This is a genomic window from Gemmatimonadaceae bacterium (assembly GCA_035533755.1).
Taxonomy (GTDB): Bacteria; Gemmatimonadota; Gemmatimonadetes; order Gemmatimonadales; family Gemmatimonadaceae; genus JAGWRI01.
Window position 1 is genome coordinate 104,415 of the sequence record DATLTC010000010.1, and the last position, 16,417, is coordinate 120,831.

The 16,417-nt window shown below is 71.2% G+C and carries 13 protein-coding genes; 7 read left to right on the plus strand and 6 right to left on the minus strand.

The window, feature by feature from the left end; genetic code table 11:
- The first annotated feature begins 7 nt into the window (after positions 1-7).
- From rimO to VNE60_02610, 7 genes are read left to right on the plus strand one after another with little or no spacing between them, the layout of a single operon-like run.
- Positions 8-1,387, plus strand: coding sequence for a 30S ribosomal protein S12 methylthiotransferase RimO (rimO, locus tag VNE60_02580; protein ID HVB30393.1), 1,380 nt, complete (start codon positions 8-10; stop codon positions 1,385-1,387).
- Positions 1,384-2,673, plus strand: a complete 1,290-nt coding sequence (gene hemL, locus VNE60_02585) for a glutamate-1-semialdehyde 2,1-aminomutase (GenBank protein HVB30394.1) — start codon at positions 1,384-1,386, stop codon at positions 2,671-2,673. Before rimO ends, hemL begins: the two co-directional genes overlap by 4 nt.
- Positions 2,618-4,090, plus strand: coding sequence for a SpoIID/LytB domain-containing protein (locus VNE60_02590; protein HVB30395.1), 1,473 nt, complete (start codon positions 2,618-2,620; stop codon positions 4,088-4,090). Before hemL ends, VNE60_02590 begins: the two co-directional genes overlap by 56 nt.
- The gene (locus VNE60_02595; GenBank protein ID HVB30396.1) at positions 4,087-5,091 is read left to right on the plus strand and encodes a Gfo/Idh/MocA family oxidoreductase; all 1,005 of its coding nucleotides are present in this window, start codon (positions 4,087-4,089) and stop codon (positions 5,089-5,091) included. The genes VNE60_02590 and VNE60_02595 overlap by 4 nt, the downstream gene beginning before the upstream one ends.
- A gap of 2 nt (positions 5,092-5,093) precedes the next feature.
- Positions 5,094-6,647, plus strand: a complete 1,554-nt coding sequence (gene lnt, locus VNE60_02600; protein ID HVB30397.1) for an apolipoprotein N-acyltransferase — start codon at positions 5,094-5,096, stop codon at positions 6,645-6,647.
- Complete coding sequence (locus tag VNE60_02605) at positions 6,644-8,566, plus strand: hydantoinase/oxoprolinase family protein (protein HVB30398.1); 1,923 nt, start codon at positions 6,644-6,646, stop codon at positions 8,564-8,566. Before lnt ends, VNE60_02605 begins: the two co-directional genes overlap by 4 nt.
- Positions 8,563-10,107, plus strand: a complete 1,545-nt coding sequence (locus VNE60_02610; protein HVB30399.1) for a hydantoinase B/oxoprolinase family protein — start codon at positions 8,563-8,565, stop codon at positions 10,105-10,107. Before VNE60_02605 ends, VNE60_02610 begins: the two co-directional genes overlap by 4 nt.
- Before the next feature lie 144 nt (positions 10,108-10,251).
- Here VNE60_02610 and VNE60_02615 read toward each other — a convergent pair whose 3' ends face one another.
- The 6 genes from VNE60_02615 to VNE60_02640 form a co-directional block, all read right to left on the minus strand.
- Complete coding sequence (locus VNE60_02615; GenBank protein ID HVB30400.1) at positions 10,252-10,620, minus strand: hypothetical protein; 369 nt, start codon at positions 10,618-10,620, stop codon at positions 10,252-10,254.
- Between the two features lie 26 nt (positions 10,621-10,646).
- On the minus strand, positions 10,647-11,639 hold the full coding sequence (locus VNE60_02620) for a hypothetical protein (GenBank protein HVB30401.1): 993 nt from the start codon (positions 11,637-11,639) through the stop codon (positions 10,647-10,649).
- 212 nt (positions 11,640-11,851) lie between these two features.
- A complete protein-coding gene (locus tag VNE60_02625; protein HVB30402.1) occupies positions 11,852-13,840 on the minus strand; it encodes an HD domain-containing phosphohydrolase in 1,989 nt (662 codons plus the stop codon).
- Positions 13,841-13,927: 87 nt separating this feature from the next.
- Complete coding sequence (locus tag VNE60_02630) at positions 13,928-14,674, minus strand: CsgG/HfaB family protein (GenBank protein HVB30403.1); 747 nt, start codon at positions 14,672-14,674, stop codon at positions 13,928-13,930.
- Positions 14,675-14,708: 34 nt separating this feature from the next.
- On the minus strand, positions 14,709-15,581 hold the full coding sequence (locus tag VNE60_02635; protein ID HVB30404.1) for an MBL fold metallo-hydrolase: 873 nt from the start codon (positions 15,579-15,581) through the stop codon (positions 14,709-14,711).
- Positions 15,582-15,670: 89 nt separating this feature from the next.
- Positions 15,671-16,357, minus strand: a complete 687-nt coding sequence (locus tag VNE60_02640; protein ID HVB30405.1) for a Crp/Fnr family transcriptional regulator — start codon at positions 16,355-16,357, stop codon at positions 15,671-15,673.
- Between the last annotated feature and the right edge of the window lie 60 nt (positions 16,358-16,417).

Below are 16,417 nucleotides of genomic sequence, written 5' to 3' on the forward strand. Positions count from 1 at the left end.
TCAGCCCGTGAAGGTCTCCTTCGTCACCCTCGGCTGCGACAAGAACACGGTCGATTCCGAGCGCTATCTGGCGCAGCTCGCCGACCGCGGCGCGGAATTCGCCGCCGATGCCTCGCAGGCCGACGTCATCGTCATCAACACCTGCGGGTTCATCGACGCGGCCAAGAAGGAGTCGATCGACGCCATCGTCGAGGCCGGCCGCATGAAATCCGAAGGGCGCGCCCAGGCCGTGGTGGCCGTGGGCTGCATGGTCCAGCGCCACAAGGCCGAACTCGAGGCCGAGCTTCCCGAGGTCGATCTCTTTCTCGGCGCCGCCGAGATGGACCGGCTGATCCCCGAGCTCCAGGCCCGCGGCCTCATCGACGACGCGCCGCGGCCCCATCCGGGCATGCGCCTGTTCACCGGCCAGCTCCCCCACATCCGCTATCTCAAGATCAGCGAAGGGTGCGATCACGGCTGCGCCTTCTGCGCCATCCCGCTCATGCGCGGCAAGCACCGCTCGTTCGCGCTCGACGACGTGGTGCGCGAGGCCCAGCTGCTCGAGGCGCAGGGCGCGCGCGAGATCAACCTCGTGGCCCAGGATCTGGCCCACTACGGACGCGACCGCCGCGACGGCATCGCCCTGCCGCAGCTGCTCGATACGCTGGTGAGCGAGACCTCGGTGCCGTGGATCCGGATGCTGTACCTGTATTCGGCGGGCCTCACGCCGGAGTTGCTGGACCTGATGGCGCGCCAGCCGCGCATCGTGCCGTACCTCGACATGCCCATGCAGCACGCCTCCGATCCCGTCCTCGCGCGCATGCGCCGTCCCGAACGGCAGGCCACGATCCGCGACCGCGTGGCCCGCATCCGCGACGTGGTGCCCGACGTGGCCATCCGCACCACCTGCATCGTGGGGTTTCCCGGCGAGACGGACGACGATTTCGCGCGGCTGCTGGCGTTTCTCGAAGAGGTGCAGTTCGACCGCGTGGGCGCGTTCACCTACTCGGCGCAGGAGGGCACGCGCGCCGCGCAGATGGACGACGACGTCCCCGAATCGCTCAAGCGCGAACGCCTGGAACGGCTCAACGAGGTCCAGCGCTCGGTCACGGCCGATCGCTACGAGGCGCGCCTGGGCCGCACGGTGCGGGCCATGGTCGACCGCGTGAACGACGACGGCACGGTGCAGGCGCGCACGGTGTGGCAGGCCGACGACATCGACGGCGTCACCTGGCTCGACGCCGACGCCGCGCCGGGCACGCTGGTGGACGTGGTCATCGACGACGTGGACGATTACGACTTCCGGGCGTCGGTCACGGGCGTGATCTCCGCGCCCCCCGCGCCGGCGCTCCGTCGGCGCCTGCTCCCCATGGCCGCCGCGGCCACGATCGGGAGCTTCGGCCGATGAACGAGCGCACGCGATCGGCGGCGATCATGGAGCGCTCGCGCGGCATCTTCCCGGGCGGCGTCAACTCGCCGGTGCGCGCGTTCGGTGGCGTGGGCGGCGTGCCCGTGGTGGCCGAGCGCGGTGCCGGCTGCCGGGTGATCGACGCCGACGGCAACGAATACATCGACTTCGTGCTCTCGTGGGGGCCGCTCGTGCTGGGGCACGCGCCTCCGGCGGTGCTCGACGCCCTCGACGAAGCGATGCACCGCGGCACGAGCTTTGGCATGCCCACCGAGTTGGAGCTGCGGCTCGGCGAACTCATCCGCGCCCGCATGCCCCACCTGGAGCGGATGCGGTTCGTGTCCAGCGGCACCGAGGCCACGATGAGCGCGGTGCGCGTGGCGCGCGCGCTCACGGGCCGCGACGCCATTCTCAAATTCGACGGCTGCTACCACGGCCACGCCGACTCGTTCCTCGTGCGCGCCGGATCGGGCGTGGCCACGCTGGGGTTGCCCAACTCCCCCGGCGTGCCGGCGGCGCTGGCCGAGTTGACCCTCGTGGCGCCGTACAACGACGTGCCCGCGGTGGAGCGGCTCATGGCCGCCCAGGGGCCGCGCATCGCGGCGATCATCGTCGAGCCGGTGGTGGGCAACGCCGGGTTCATCGCGCCAGATCCGGAATTCCTGCCGGCGCTGCGGCGCTTGGCCGACGCGTCGGGCGCCCTGCTCATCTTCGACGAGGTGATGACCGGGTTCCGCATCGCGCCGGGCGGCGCGCCCGAACGGTTCGGCGTGACGCCCGACCTCACCACGCTGGGCAAGGTGATCGGCGGCGGCCTTCCCGTGGCGGCGTATGGCGGCCGCGCCGATCTCATGGACCAGGTGGCGCCGACGGGGCCGGTGTATCAGGCGGGCACGCTCTCCGGCAATCCGCTCGCCATGGCCGCGGGGTACGCCACGCTCAGCATGCTCACGCGCGATCTGCACGCCAGGATCGAGGGCCGCACGGCGCGGCTGGTGCAGGGGTTGCGCGAGGTCGCGGCGCGGCGCGGCGTGCCGTTCACCGCCGACCACGCCGGCTCGATGTGGGGATTCTTCTTCCGCGCCGAGCCGGTGCGCAACTTCGCCGACGCGCGCGGCGCCGACGCCGATCTGTTCCGCCGGTTCTTCCACGAAGCCCTGGCGCGCGGCGTCTATCTGGCGCCGTCGCCGTTCGAGGCGGCGTTCATGTCGGCCGCGCATGGCGATGACGATGTGGCCCTCGCCATCGAGCGCCTGGATGCGGCTCTGGGCGCGGCCCGTGGGTAGGGGCGTCGCCGCGCTGCTGCTCTGCTCGCTGCTCGCCTGTACCACGGTCATCTACGGCCGCCAACCCGCGCCCACACCGGCGCCCGCTTCCGCTCCCGCGCCCACGGTGCCGCCGCCGGCGCCGCCCGCCGCGCGCCCCACCTCGCGCGCGCCGACGGCGAGCGCGCCTCCAGCCGAGCGTCCTCCGCTGCTCATCGAAGGCCTGCCGCGCGTGCCCGTGGTCATGCGCGACGGGGAGCAGATCGTCCGCGTGGCGCTGCTCACCGAAGCGGCGTCGGCCAGTATCTCGGCCACCGGCACCTGGCGATGGTACGAGGCCGACGGCCGCTCGTTCGTGGCCCGCGGGCTGGCCAACGAGCCGTGGCGCGTGGAACACAACGGGCGCGACGTGCGCGCCGTGCGGAGCGACGGCGTGCCCACGGTGTGGAAGCCCGGCGCGATGGTCGCCCGCCCCGACGATCCGTCGGCCCTGATGATCGTGAACGGCAAGCACTACCACGGCGAGATCCGCGTGGTGGGCTCGGACAACGGAATGCTGGTGATTGATCGCGTGGACGTGGAGGAATACCTGCGGGGCGTCGTCCCGCTCGAGATCGGCGACCGCGCGCCGGGCGACTCGGCGGCCGTGGAAGCCCAGGCGGTGACGGCGCGTAGCTACGTGTTCACGCACATGTCCGACGCCGCGGGCGACGTATACGACGTGACGGCCGGCGTGCTCGACCAGGTATACGGCGGCGTGGACGCCGAGACGCGCGTGGGGGACGACGCCGTGGAGGCCACGCGCGGGATGGTGATCACCTACGGCGGCCGGGTGGTGAACGCGCCGTATCACTCGACGTGCGGCGGCGAGACGGCCCGGCCGTCCGAGGTGTGGCACGCGCCCGATGAACCCTATCTCCAGCGGGTGAGCGACCGCATCCCGGGCACCGACCGGTATTACTGCGATATCGCGCCCCGGTTCACGTGGACGCGCACGCTCTCGGCCGGCGATCTGAACGCCGCCGTGCTCCGCTACCTCAAGGCGTACGTCGCCGTGCCGGGCGGCAACCCCGGCCTGGTGCGGAGCGTGCGCGTCACCGGCCGCACGCCGTCGGGCCGCGTGGGAACGCTGGGCGTGGAGACCACGCGGGGGTCGTACACGCTCCGCGGTAACGACATGCGGTTCGTGCTCCGCGCACCCGGTGGCGAGATCCTCAACAGCACGTATTTTTCCGTGGCCAGCGAGCCCACGCGCGACGGCATGCTGGTGCGCCTGGTGCTCGACGGCCGCGGCTATGGTCACGGCGTGGGGATGTGTCAGTGGGGCGCGATCGGGCGGGCGCGGGCGGGGCAGGATTTCCAGACGATCCTGCGGACCTACTATCCCGGCACGGCGCTGGCCGTGGCCGAGCAGGGGCGGGCGGAGAGGGCGCAATGACAGATAGTGTTCGCATTGGACTCGTGGGCGCCGGCGCCATCGCGCAGCTGGCGCATCTTCCCGTGCTCAGCAAGATGCGCGGCGTTCATCTGGCGGCGATCTGCGACAACGACCGCGCCAAGGCGCAGGCGCTCGCCGAACGATTCGAGATCCCCGATGTCGTGACCGACATCGAGGACCTGCTCGAGATCGACGAGATCGACGCCGTGATCATCGCCACGCCCAACCATCTGCACGAGCCGCACGTGGCGAGCGCGCTGGCCGCGCACAAGCACGTGCTGTGCGAGCGTCCGTTGGCGCTCTCCGCGCGCGGCATCGAGCGCCTGCTCGAGGCCGCCCAGCGCGCCGATCGATTCATGGTCGTGGCCAACAATCACCGGTTCCGCACCGACGTGCAGGCCCTGGACCGGTTCCTCCGCGGCGGCGAGTTGGGGCGCGTGAACGGCGTGCGCGCCGGCGCCTACCACTTCAAGCGGCCCGACGCCGGTTGGCGCCAGCGGCGCGCCGAGTCGGGCGGTGGCGCGTTCTTCGACTACGGCATCCCGCTGCTCGATCTGGCGCTGTGGCTGGCCGACTTCCCGGAACCGCGTCGGGTGAGTGCCTACATCGAGCGGCCCGCGGTTGCCGGCGCGGTGGAGGACGCGATGCTCGTGCATCTCGAATGCCGCAACGGCGCCACGCTCGCGTTCGACGTGTCGAGCGCGTATGTGGGGCAGGAGGAGCGGTGGTGGTTCGAGGTGCTGGCCGCCCGCGGCAGCGCGCGGCTGGCGCCGCTCCGCGTGGTCAAGGAGTTGAACGGCCGTCCGTTCGACGTGTCCCCCAGCGGGGCCGCCGGCCGCGAGAGCGCGTTCATCCAGTCGTACCGCGCCGAGCTCGCGCACTTCCTGGCCGTCGTCCGCGGCGCATCGGCGTACGAGGCGCCCACCGATCAGGTCCTGCTGCATCGCGTCGTCGAGGCGATCTACCGGTCGGCGGACGAGGGGCACGAGATCACCCTGTGACCATGCGCGTCCTCAAGCCCGATCGCGCCGAGCTCGCCGCCGTGTTGGCGTCGGCCCTGCTGTTCTTCTACGCGTTCCCGCCGTTCACGCTGGTGGGGCCGGCGTTCGTGTGCCTCGTGCCGCTCGCCATCGCCATCGCGAGGGCCGCCGATCGCGGCGATCCGGCGTGGACCGGCATCCGGCTCGGCACCTGGTTCGGGATCTTCGCCTACGGCGCCGCCATCTACTGGATCGCCACGGCGCTGCTCATCTTCACCAACCTGGCCATCCTCGGCTACCTGGGCGCGCTGTTCGTGATCACGGTGACGCTGGCCGCCACCGGGGGCGCGCTGTTCGTGGCGCGGCGGATCACGCGCTGGCCCATGGCCGCGCTGCTCCCCGTGGTGTGGGTGGCATCGGAGATGGCGTTCAATCACATGTCCGCGCTGGCGTTTCCCTGGCTGCCGCTGGGGCTGGCCACCGCCAGGACGCCGGTGCTGGCGCAGATCGCCGACCTCAGCGGCGTGCACGGCGTGAGCTTCTGGATTGCGCTCACCAACGGGCTGGTGGCCGACATGTGGCTATCGCGCGGCGACCGGCGGGGCAACCTGCGGCGCGGCGCGGCGATCGCCGCGATGGCGGTGGCAGTGGTGGCGTACGGCCGCTGGCGCATGCGCACGATCCCGCTCCGGCCGCTCGCGCACATCGGCATCGTGCAGCCCAACGTGCCCGAGGACGAGAAGTGGCAGGCCGACAACCTCGGCAAGATCATCGGCCTCATGGCCAACGGCACGCACCAGGCACTGGCGCAAGGGCATCCGCAACTCGTGATCTGGCCGGAGGTGGCCCTTCCCGACTACATGTATCGACACCCGGAGTGGTCGGACAGCATCCGCAACCTGACCATGGAGTCCGGCACGCCGCTGCTCACCGGGATGCTCGATCTGGTGTGGCATTCGAAGACCGACTACCAGTACTACAACGCCGCGTTGCTGGTGGATGCCTACGGCCGCCAGACGCAGGCCATCTATCACAAGCGCCACCTGGTGCCGATCGTGGAGCGCGTGCCGTTCGTCAACCCCGAGTGGTTCCGCTGGGCGGGCCAGTATTTCGGCGGCTACGGGGTGGGCGACGGCCCGGTGGTGTACCACCTGCCGTTCGGCAGCTTCGGCGTGCTCATCTGCTACGAGTCGATCTTCCCCGGGGAATCGCGCCAGTACCGCAACGACGGCGCCGATTTCCTCATCAACATCACCAACGACGCGTGGTTCGGGCACAGCCTGGCGCCGTACCAGCACTTCGCGCACCTCGCGCTGCGCGCCATCGAGAACCGCACCGCCGTCGTGCGGTCGGCCAACACCGGCATCTCGGGGTGGATCGACCCGCTGGGCCGCGTGCGCGCCGCCACGCCGATCTTCGTGCCGGCGGCGCAGACGTACGACGTCCTGACCAGCGACGTGCGCACTCCCTACGACGCGATGGGAGACATCGTGGGGCTGCTGTCCGTGGTCGCCACGCTGGCCCTGGTGGGGCGCGACTGGTGGTCGCGGCGCACCGTGCGTCGGAGATCGGCGTGAGCGCGTCGGTGGGCATCGACGTCGGCGGCACGTTCACCGACCTCGTCTCCATCGATGTCGACGGCACGGTGGAGACGCGCAAGGTGTTGAGCACGCCCGCCGATCAGAGCCAGGGCGTGGAACAGTCGCTGCGCGCCCTCGGCCGCGCCGACGTGGAGCGCGTGGTGCACGGCACCACCGTGGCCACCAACATGCTGCTCGAACGCGCCGGGGCGCGCGTGGTGCTCTGCGCCACGGCCGGCTTCACCGACCTGCTCGAACTGCGCCGCCAGGTGCGCGCCTCGCTGTACGATCTCACCCGCCACCAGCCGCCGCCGCTCGTGGCCGCCGACTGCGTGGTGCCGGTGGACGAACGCATCGCGCCCGAAGGCGTCATCCGCGCCCTCACGGCGGCGGCGATCGACGAGGCCGTGGCGCGGGTGAAGGCACTCGCGCCCGACATCGTGGCCGTGGCGCTGCTGCACGCCTACCGCGATCCGTCGCACGAACGGGGGCTGGCCGCGGCGCTCCGCGCGCGGTTGGACGGCGTGGACGTGGTCTGCTCGTCCGACGTGTTCCCCGAGATCCGCGAGTACGAACGCACGGCCACCACGGCCGCCGAAGCGTACCTGCGACCCGGCGTGGCCCGCTACGTGCGGCGCCTGGCCGAACGGCTGCGCGCGATGTCGCTGCCCGCGCTGGGCGTGATGACGTCCAGCGGCGGCATGCGTTCGGCGCACGACGCGTCGTCGGGCGCGGCGCAGCTGGCGCTCTCGGGGCCGGCGGGCGGCGTGGTGGGCGCGGCCGCGGTGCTCCGCGCCGCGGGACTGCCGCGCGCGCTCACGGTGGACATCGGCGGCACGAGCGCCGACGTCGGGTTGATCCTCGACGGCGAACCGCTCGTGGAACCCGGCGGCGAGGTGGCGGGCGTGCCGATTGCGCTGCCCCGCGTGCTGGTCGAGACCGTGTCGGCCGGCGGCGGCAGCATCGCCTGGATCGACGACGGCGGCGCGCTGCGCGTGGGGCCGCGGAGCGCGGGGTCGGTGCCCGGTCCGATCGCGTTCGGCCGCGGCGGCGTGCAGCCCACGGTCACCGACGCCCACGTGATGCTCGGGAACATCCGCGCCGAGCGCATGAGCGGCGGCGTGCAGCTGGATGTGCAGGGCGCGCGCGACGGCATCGCCGCGATCGCCGTACGCCTGGGCCGGAGCGCGGAGGAGACCGCCCGCGCCATCGTCGCCACGGCCGACGCCACCATGGCCCGCGCCCTGCGCCGGGTGAGCGTGGAGCGCGGCGTGGATCCGCGACAGTGCACGCTCGTCGCGTTCGGCGGCGGCGGGCCGCTGCATGCGTGCGGGCTCGCCGACATCGTGGGCGCGGCGCGCGTGCTGGTGCCGCCGCACGCCGGCGTGCTCAGCGCCCTCGGCCTGGCGATGACCGCCGAACGGCGCGAAGGCATGGTGAGCGTGATGCGCCGCGCCGGTGCGTTGAGCGCCGAGGCGCTGGAGCGCGCGATGCGCGACGCCGAAGCGCGGTGCGACGGGCCCGGCGGCTGGTCGCGCAGCTGGTTCCTGCGGGCGCGGTTCGTGGGGCAGGGGCACGAGCTGGACGTGCCGGCCGCGCCGGGCGACGCCCCCGAGGTGGCGCGCGCGCGGTTCAGCGCGTTGCACAAGCAGCGTGTGGGGTTCGACCTGCCGGTGGACGTCGAGATCGTGAGCGTGCGCTGCGTGGTGAGCGACGCGGCGCGGAGCGTGCGGCTGGAGCGGCGCGGCGGCGCGGGGTGGAACGCCGACGCGCGCACCGACGACGGCGGCGCGTGCGAGGCCGAGCTCGCCGAGCCATGCTCGGTGGTGCTCCCCGACGCGACGATGCTCGTGGCCGAGGGCTGGCGCGCCCGCGCGCTGCCCATCGGGGGCTGGATGCTGGAGCGGATGCGATGAGCGATTTCGACGTGCTGGAGCTGAGCGTGATGGCCAACGCCTTCGCGATGATCGCCGAGGAGATGGGCACCGTGCTCGTGCGCAGTGCGCTCTCGCCCAACATCCGCGAGCGGCGCGACGCGTCGGCGGCGCTGTTCGACGCCCGTGGCCTGATGGTGGCGCAGGCGGCGCACATCCCGGTGCATCTGGGCGCGATGCCCGAGTCGGTGCGGGCCGTGATGGCGTGCGCCCCCGCGCCGGGCGACGTGTTCATTCTCAACGATCCGTACCGCGGCGGGTCGCACCTGCCCGATCTGACGCTCGTCGAAGCGATCGCGCAGGACGGCGGGACGGTGGGGTTCGCGGCCGTGCGCGCCCATCACGCCGACGTCGGCGGGATGAGCCCGGGCAGCATGCCGCAGGGAGCCACCGAGCTGGTGCAGGAGGGGCTGGTGATCCCGCCCGTGCGTCTGGTGGCGCGGGGCGTGCTCGACGAGATGATCCTGAACTTCATTCTCGCCAACGTGCGCACCCCGGACGAGCGGCGCGGCGACCTGCGCGCCCAGCTCGCGGCGTGCGCCGCCGGCGCGGCCGGATGGCGCGCGCTGCTGGCGCGCGAGGGGGCGGAGCGGGTGCATGCCGCGGTCGACGCCGTGCTCGACTACACCGAGCGCCGGGCGCGGGCCCGCGTGGCCGCGCTGGGCGCGCTCGACACGCGGGCCAGCGACGCGCTCGAAGGCGACGGCGTGAGCGACGACGCCGTGCCGGTGGTGGTGCGGGTGCAGGCGCTGGGCCACACGCTGCGGCTGGACTTCACCGGCAGTGCGCCCATCGTGCGCGGCAACGTGAACTGCCCGCTGGCCGTGACGCGCGCGGCGGCGGTGTTCGTGCTGCGCACGCTGCTCGACGACGACGTGCCCACCAACGAGGGCATCGCGCGCGCCATCGAGCTGGTGGTGCCCGACGACTGCGCGCTCAACGCTCGCTGGCCGGCGGCCGTGGCGGGCGGGAACGTGGAGATGTCGCAGCGTATCACCGACACGATCATGCTGGCGCTGGCCGGCGCCGGCGTGCCGGTGGCGGCGCAGGGGCAGGGGACGATGAACAACGTCACGTTCGGCGGAGCCGGCTGGACGTTCTACGAGACGCTGGGCGGCGGGCAGGGCGCGAGCGCCCGGGCCGACGGCCCCGACGCGGTGCACGTGGGGATGAGCAATACGCTCAATACGCCCATCGAAGCATTAGAGAACACATATCCCTTGCGCATCGAGGAGTACGCGGTGCGGCGCGGATCGGGCGGCGCCGGCGTGCATCGCGGCGGCGACGGCGTAGTGCGGCGGTACCGGGCTCTGGAACGGTGCACGGTCACGCTGATCACCGAGCGGCGGACCACGGCGCCGCGGGGCGCCGCCGGCGGCGCCGACGGCACGCGCGGACGGAATCTGCTCAACGGGGCCGAGCTGCCGGCCAAGTGCCGGCGGGAACTCGTGGCCGGCGACGTGGTGACGATCGAGACACCGGGTGGGGGCGGGTGGGGCGAACCGCCCAACCGCCCCAACTGAAGGCTCAAAGCCGCAAGCTGTTGGCTGTAAGCTGTTAGCAACGGCGCGGGGACCCTGTGGTGCCCCTGTCGCCGACCGTGCGCCCTGATGCGTCCCAGCGCCGTTGCTGATAGCTCCTAGCTGTCAGCTCACAGCTTTGAGCCTTCAGTTATCAGTTCCCGCCGTTTCATCCGGCGCCGTTATCGCTTCGCGCCGCGCTTCCCGCGCCAATCCCGCGCGCATCCGCTTCTCCGTGAGCGCCATCCGCATATGCACCGACCCGATCCCGAGCCACATCAAGCCGCCGGTGAACACCACGAACCCGATCCCCAACGCCACGTGGCCGAGCGCCACGTACGACAGCACGTGCGTCACCCCGTCCTTGACGGCGGCGGTGACGGCGAGCGGAACGCCGAGCATGATTCCCCACCGGGCCACCTCCCGGCGCCGGATCGGACGACGCGCCTCCTTCCACCACGCGAGTTCTTCCGGCGTCGGCGGGGGCTCGATCGGATGCGCTGTCTGGCGTTTCATGAACCAGGGAGGACGGCTCGACGTTGTCATCCAGCGCTCCCCCCCTTCAGCCGCTCCAGGTGTTGGAGCACGCCGGGCGGCAGCATGAGGCCATCGGCGATCTCCGCGATCTCTTCCGCCAGCCGCCAGTCGGATTCGAGCTCGGCCAGCTCCGCCTTGGTCGCCAGCCGTTCGCTCTCGTCTTGCAGGGCCATCTCCAACGCGAGCTTGATCTCGGCGGGGTAGAACACCATCCGGTTGATACCCGCGGACGGGGCCACCTTCGCCAGGTGGCGGATGTACGCCTCCGCGGAGCCGGCCTCCTCCAGGAGGCGCAGCGCGCCCTCGACGCGGCGGGGGCGCGCGCCGTCGAAGTTCGTCGCGGTGAGCACGGCGCGGAGTCCGCGCCGTGCCGCGGCGCCGGTGACCGGAGCGTCGTCCGACAGATTCCATCGCAGCGCCCACCCGAGATCTCCGTCCGGGACGAGGCTCGCGCTGTTGGTCCGCGCGGTGTTGAGTTTCACCACTCGGCCGTCGGCATCCGCCACCCGAGCGCCGTGCAGCCTCATCCGTTGCAGAAAATAGACGAACGCGAATCCGCCGAGGGCTGCCGTGTCGCCCATGCCGATGCTCGTCGTGAAGCTCAGCATCTGGAGTCCGATGAGTCCGGCGCCGACGCCGGCCATGGGCAGTCCGACCCGGCGCCACCGCTGTTGCAGCTCCCGCGCGTAGCGCCACGCGGCGATCTCCGGTCGGTTCGGCTTGCCCACGCGCACCAGCTCCAGCCCCTCGCGTGTTCTGGTGAGTCCGATGTTGTCGGTGGACGCCCGGAGCCGCGTGGCGCGGAACTGCCGCTCGCACTCCTCAATGGCTTCCCACCGCTCTTCCAGCGGCGTGAGATTCCACCGGTGGCATCGGGGGCAGACCACCCAGAGCCGCCCCTTCGCCGCATCGAACGCCAGCCGCTGCCCCACGGGGAAGGCCTCGATGACCTCGTTGGCGCCGAGCTTCGCGTTGCAATGGAGGCAGGTGGAATACATGGGGACGCCGGGGGCAGGGGTATACTTCCCTACTCATACGCCAGCGGATGAAGCGACGCAAGAACTGCAGGCCGAAAACCGTAAGCTGCGAGCGGTGAGCCGCTGGCAACGGCGCGGGGACCCGGTTGCGTCCCGGCCGCCGACGGCGCGCCCCGATACGTCCCGGCGCCGTTGCTGATAGCTCACCGCCGTCAGCTCTCCGCTGAGAGCCTTCAGTTATCGGTGTCCGCCGCTCCCGTGGCTTCACTCGCCTTTGCGACCGCCCGGAACACGCCGGCCTCGATGAACGTCCCCAGCAGCTCGGCGTCCAGCATCCCCTCCTTCGCCTCCGCCGCCAGGATGTCCAGCGCCCGCTCGTGGCTCACCGCCCGCTTGTACGGCCGATCGGTGGCCGTGAGCGCGTCGAAGATGTCCGAGATCGTCATCATGCGCGTCTGCACCGCGATCGCCTCGCCCTTGATCTGCCGCGGATAGCCGCGGCCGTCCAGCTTCTCGTGGTGCCCGTAGGCGATGGCCGGAATCCCCGCCAACTCGCGCGTCCACGGGATCTGCCCCAGGAACCGGTATGTGTGCGTCACGTGGGATTCGATCTCGCGCCGCTCGCGCTCGTCGAGATTGCCCTTGCGAATCATCAGAAACTGCAGCTCGTCGTCGTGCAGCAGCGGCCGCTGCTCGCCGTCGAAGTCCAGGTACGCCCGCTGATTGATCTCGTACAGCTCGTCGAACGTGCCCTCGGGCATGATCGTCGGCTCGTTGGCCTTCACGATGGCGTCCAGGAACCGCTCGAGCTCGGCGCGCTTGGCGCGCCGCGCCTCGTTCAACTGCGTCACCGCCTGGTCGTACGTGCCCGGCCCGTGTTCCAGCAGATAGTTGGCGCGCTCGCGCTCGAACTGCAGATCGGCCCGCTGCAGCAGGTACGCGAACCGGTGGCGGATGAGGTCGAGGTCCGACCCGTACAGCTTCTTCTGCTTCACCAGCACCTGCTCGCGCACGCCCACCTTGCCGAAGTCGTGGAGCAGCCCCGCGTAGCGGATCTCGCGGATCTGCTCGGCGTTGAACCGCAGCCCCGTGTAGCGGCCGGCGCCGCCGCGGTTCACCGCCTCGGCCAGCCCCACGGTGAGCGTGGCCACGCGGCCCGAGTGACCCGACGTGGTGGGATCGCGCGACTCGATGGCCGTCACGGCCGCCGTCACGAACCCCTCGAACAGCTTCTCGATGTCCTCGTAGAGCAGGCTGTTCTCGATGGCCACGCCGGCCTGCGCCGCCAGCGCCGAGACCAGCTCCAGGTCGTGCGGTGCGTACGGCAGCACCTCGCGCTCCACCTCCTCAGGCGACGACAGCGTGACGTCGTACCGTCGCTTGCGGTTGATGAGCTGCAGCACGCCGATGACCTCCTCGCGGTGGGTCTTCATCGGCAGCACGAGCACCGACTTGGTGCGGTACCCGAACTTCGTGTCGAAGCTGCGGTTCTGGTGGTAGGGCACGGCCTCGGACAGCAGATACACGTCCTCGATGGCCAGCGGCTCGCCGGTGACGGCGGCGTGCCCGGCCAGGCTCGAGTGGTCGATGGGGACCACGAACTCGCTGAACTCCAGGTCGGGGATCGAGTGGTTCTGCGACAGCCGGAAGCGAAGCGTCGTGGCCGGCGTGCCGTCGGCATTGCGGTCCACCAGATAGAGCGAGGCGGCGTCGCTCCACGTGATGCGCCGCGCCTGGCTGAGGATCATCTCGAGCAGCGTCGTGAGATCGCGCTCCGTGGACAGCGCCACCCCCACCTGCGTGAGGTCGGCCAGCTCGCGCCGGCTGCGCTCCTCGCGGTACCGCGCGCGATCGGCATCCACGATCGTCGCCGCGTGGCGGAACGCGCCGCGCAGCTGCACGGCCACCACGGCCGCCGGCGCGTCGGCCGGCACGAAGCTCGTGATCAGGTGCGCCGGAAGCTCCGCCGCCGGCTCGCGCTCGCCGGGCTCGCCCACGGCCAGCAGGGCTGCGCGCGCCGCGATGCCGGCCAGTGCCGCGGCGGCGTCCTGGCCGGCGGCGCGCACCAGCGCGCGGTCGAGCACCACCACCGCCGCGCGGTCGGGATCGAGCGTGGCGGGGTCGGGCAGGGCACGCACGCGGCGCACTTCGATCGCTGGGTCCGCGTCGAGCGGCGCGCCGCCCAGCGTCCGGCCCTCGGACAGGATCAACAACGGCTTCATGCGGGTCGGGCAGGTGGGGAAACGCCAAGTCGCCGGCGGGCCGCGTTGGTGCGGGCCGCCGGCGACTCTAATATGCGGGCCGATCGGTCAGTCGCCAGACTTCGAGACTTTCTCGAGGTTCGTCTTGGCGGGCGAGTAGTCGGGGAACTTGACCAGCACCTGCCGGAACAGCTCGGCGGCCCTTTTCGGATCGCCGTTGTCCTTGGCGTCGAGGGCCTTGGAGTAGAGCATGGCGGTGCGAATGTCCATCTTCTCGGGCTTGGACCCCATGTTGCCCATGTTGCCCATGCTCTTGTCGGTCATCCCGGTGTTGTGATGCTCCATTGGCGGGAGCTTCATGTCGTGCGTCACCTTGTCCGACATCTTGGCGATCATGCCGAGCACGTCGTCGGTCTTGGCCTGCACGCGCTGCGGGTTCGTCACCGCCGTCGTCTGCACGCTGATCGAGCGGGCGGTGAGCACCATGTTGCCGCGCCCGTCGCTCATGAACCCGCCGGTGATCATGTACTGGGCGCCGAGGATCTTGCCGATCCGCACCGCGGTCTCGGGGTCGATGGCGCCCTGCTTGATCAGGTTCTGCTCCTGCAGCACCTGCTGGATCCGGTCGCGGTCCACGACCACGACGTTCGGATTGCCGGCCAGGTCGGTGATCAGCATGTCGGCGACGCCCTTGCCGATGCCGTTGTAGTCGGCGGCGTCCTTGCCGATCGAGTTGTTGTCGAAGCTCAACACCGCCACCACCGGCTTGTTGGCGCCCTGGGCCTGCGCCATCGCCGGCGCCACCATCGCGCCCGCCAGACCCAGCGCCCACGCCGTGCGAACGAAACGCTTCATGGTCTCCTCCCGAGACACGTGCCTGCGTGCACCGCTACACCGTCAACGTCATGCCTTCCGCGGCGGCCACCACGTCCAGCCGGCCCCCGTGCTCCTTCACCATCGCGCGGCATGCCGCCACGCGCTCATCCACTTCGTCGTCGCTCCGTTCGGGCTTGTGGTGGAACAGCACCAACTGCTCCACGCCCGCCTCGAGGGCCAGCGTCACCGCGTCGCCGTACGTCGAATGCCCCCAGCCGCGAAAATGGTCGTACTCGTCCGCGGTGTAGGTGGTGTCGTGCACCAGCACCCGCGCGCCCCTCACGAACTCCACCAGCCCCGCCCGCCATCCGTCGGGCGTGTCGTACTTGCCGCCCGCGCCCAGCTCGTTGTCCGAGATGTACACCAGCGCCTTGGCCCCGCGCCGCGCCTCGATGAACCGATACCCGAGCGCCCCGCCCGGGTGTCGCACGGGATACGCCGATACCTCGTAGCCGTGCCGGCGCTGCGTCTCGTGCGCAATCTCCGAGAAATCGATCGTCGCGTCCAGTTCCTCGAACGTGACCGGAAACACCACCGGCGACATCTGGTCCCGCACCACGCGATCGATGCTCGTCTCCAGCGTCTTGGAGCCCCAGATCGTGAAGTGGTTGCCCCGCTGGAAGATCGGCCCGAAGAACGGGATGCCCTGGATGTGATCCCAGTGCGCGTGCGTGAGAAAGATGTCGCCTTCGATCGGCGCCCCGTTCGCCCGCGCGATCAGCGACCGCCCCAGCTCGCGAAGCCCCGTGCCTGCATCCAGAATGATCAGCCACCCGTCGGACGTGCGCACTTCCACCGACGGCGTGTTGCCCCCGTAGCGCACCGTCTGCGGACCCGGGCTCGGGATCGAACCCCGGGTACCCCAGAATTGAAGTCGCAAGCTCATCGCCGTGGCTCTCGGAGCGCCAGCACTAAGGATGCGGCCGGCCGCGACCAGCGGCTAGGCGTGGTGTCACGATTGCGAGGTGACAGCGGTCACACGCGCACCTGGGCGCGCCGTTCCAGCGCCCCCCGGTCCGCCACCGTGATCCGCCGCCGCTCCACGGAGATCCAACCCGAATCCTGAAATTCCTTCATCGCCCGCGAAACCGTCTCGCGGCTGGCGCCGATCATCTGCGCAATGGTCTGATGCGTGAGCGACTTCTCGATCACCGGCCCGCCGCTCTCGTCGGCCAGGTCGAGCAGCAGGCGCGAGATCCGGCCCGGCACGTCCAGCAGCACCAGCCCGCCGATCTTGTCGTCGGCCCGCCGCAGGCGGCGCGACAGCTCGGTGAGCAGCGACCAGGCCACGGCGGGGCTCGATTCCACGCGCGTGCGGAAGTCGTCGCGGCGCAGCACCAGGAGGTCCGAGTCCTCCATGGCGATCACATGCGCCGAGCGCGGGCGGTCGTCGATCAGCGCCAGCTCGCCGAAGTGCTCGCCCACGCCGAGCACGCCGAGGATGACCTCGCGTCCGTCCTCGCCGATCAGCACCACCTTCACCCGCCCCTTGCGGACCACGAACAGCGAGTCGCCGGGGTCGTCCTCGAACAGGATCACGCTCCCCCGCGGGTACGCCTTCTCCCGCGTCAGCTCGGCAAACCGGAGCAACTCCGCCCGGTCGAGCCCGCTGAACAGCGGGACCGTGGCCAGGAAGTCGGCGGTGGTCTGGTTCTGGGTCAACGGGGGCCGGCCTCGGGCATGGGACTCCTGCTTCGGGGGTTCAGGCGCCTGATGGGCGCG

Bases quoted from the DNA above. Each gene is read 5' to 3' on its own strand.
- hemL (HVB30394.1), top strand. From the start codon at position 1,384: ATGAACGAGCGCACGCGATCGGCGGCGATCATGGAGCGCTCGCGCGGC.
- VNE60_02590 (HVB30395.1), top strand. From the start codon at position 2,618: ATGTGGCCCTCGCCATCGAGCGCCTGGATGCGGCTCTGGGCGCGGCCC.
- VNE60_02595 (HVB30396.1), top strand. From the start codon at position 4,087: ATGACAGATAGTGTTCGCATTGGACTCGTGGGCGCCGGCGCCATCGCG.
- lnt (HVB30397.1), top strand. From the start codon at position 5,094: ATGCGCGTCCTCAAGCCCGATCGCGCCGAGCTCGCCGCCGTGTTGGCG.
- VNE60_02610 (HVB30399.1), top strand. From the start codon at position 8,563: ATGAGCGATTTCGACGTGCTGGAGCTGAGCGTGATGGCCAACGCCTTC.
- VNE60_02615 (HVB30400.1), bottom strand. From the start codon at position 10,620: ATGAAACGCCAGACAGCGCATCCGATCGAGCCCCCGCCGACGCCGGAA.
- VNE60_02620 (HVB30401.1), bottom strand. From the start codon at position 11,639: ATGTATTCCACCTGCCTCCATTGCAACGCGAAGCTCGGCGCCAACGAG.
- VNE60_02625 (HVB30402.1), bottom strand. From the start codon at position 13,840: ATGAAGCCGTTGTTGATCCTGTCCGAGGGCCGGACGCTGGGCGGCGCG.
- VNE60_02630 (HVB30403.1), bottom strand. From the start codon at position 14,674: ATGAAGCGTTTCGTTCGCACGGCGTGGGCGCTGGGTCTGGCGGGCGCG.
- VNE60_02635 (HVB30404.1), bottom strand. From the start codon at position 15,581: ATGAGCTTGCGACTTCAATTCTGGGGTACCCGGGGTTCGATCCCGAGC.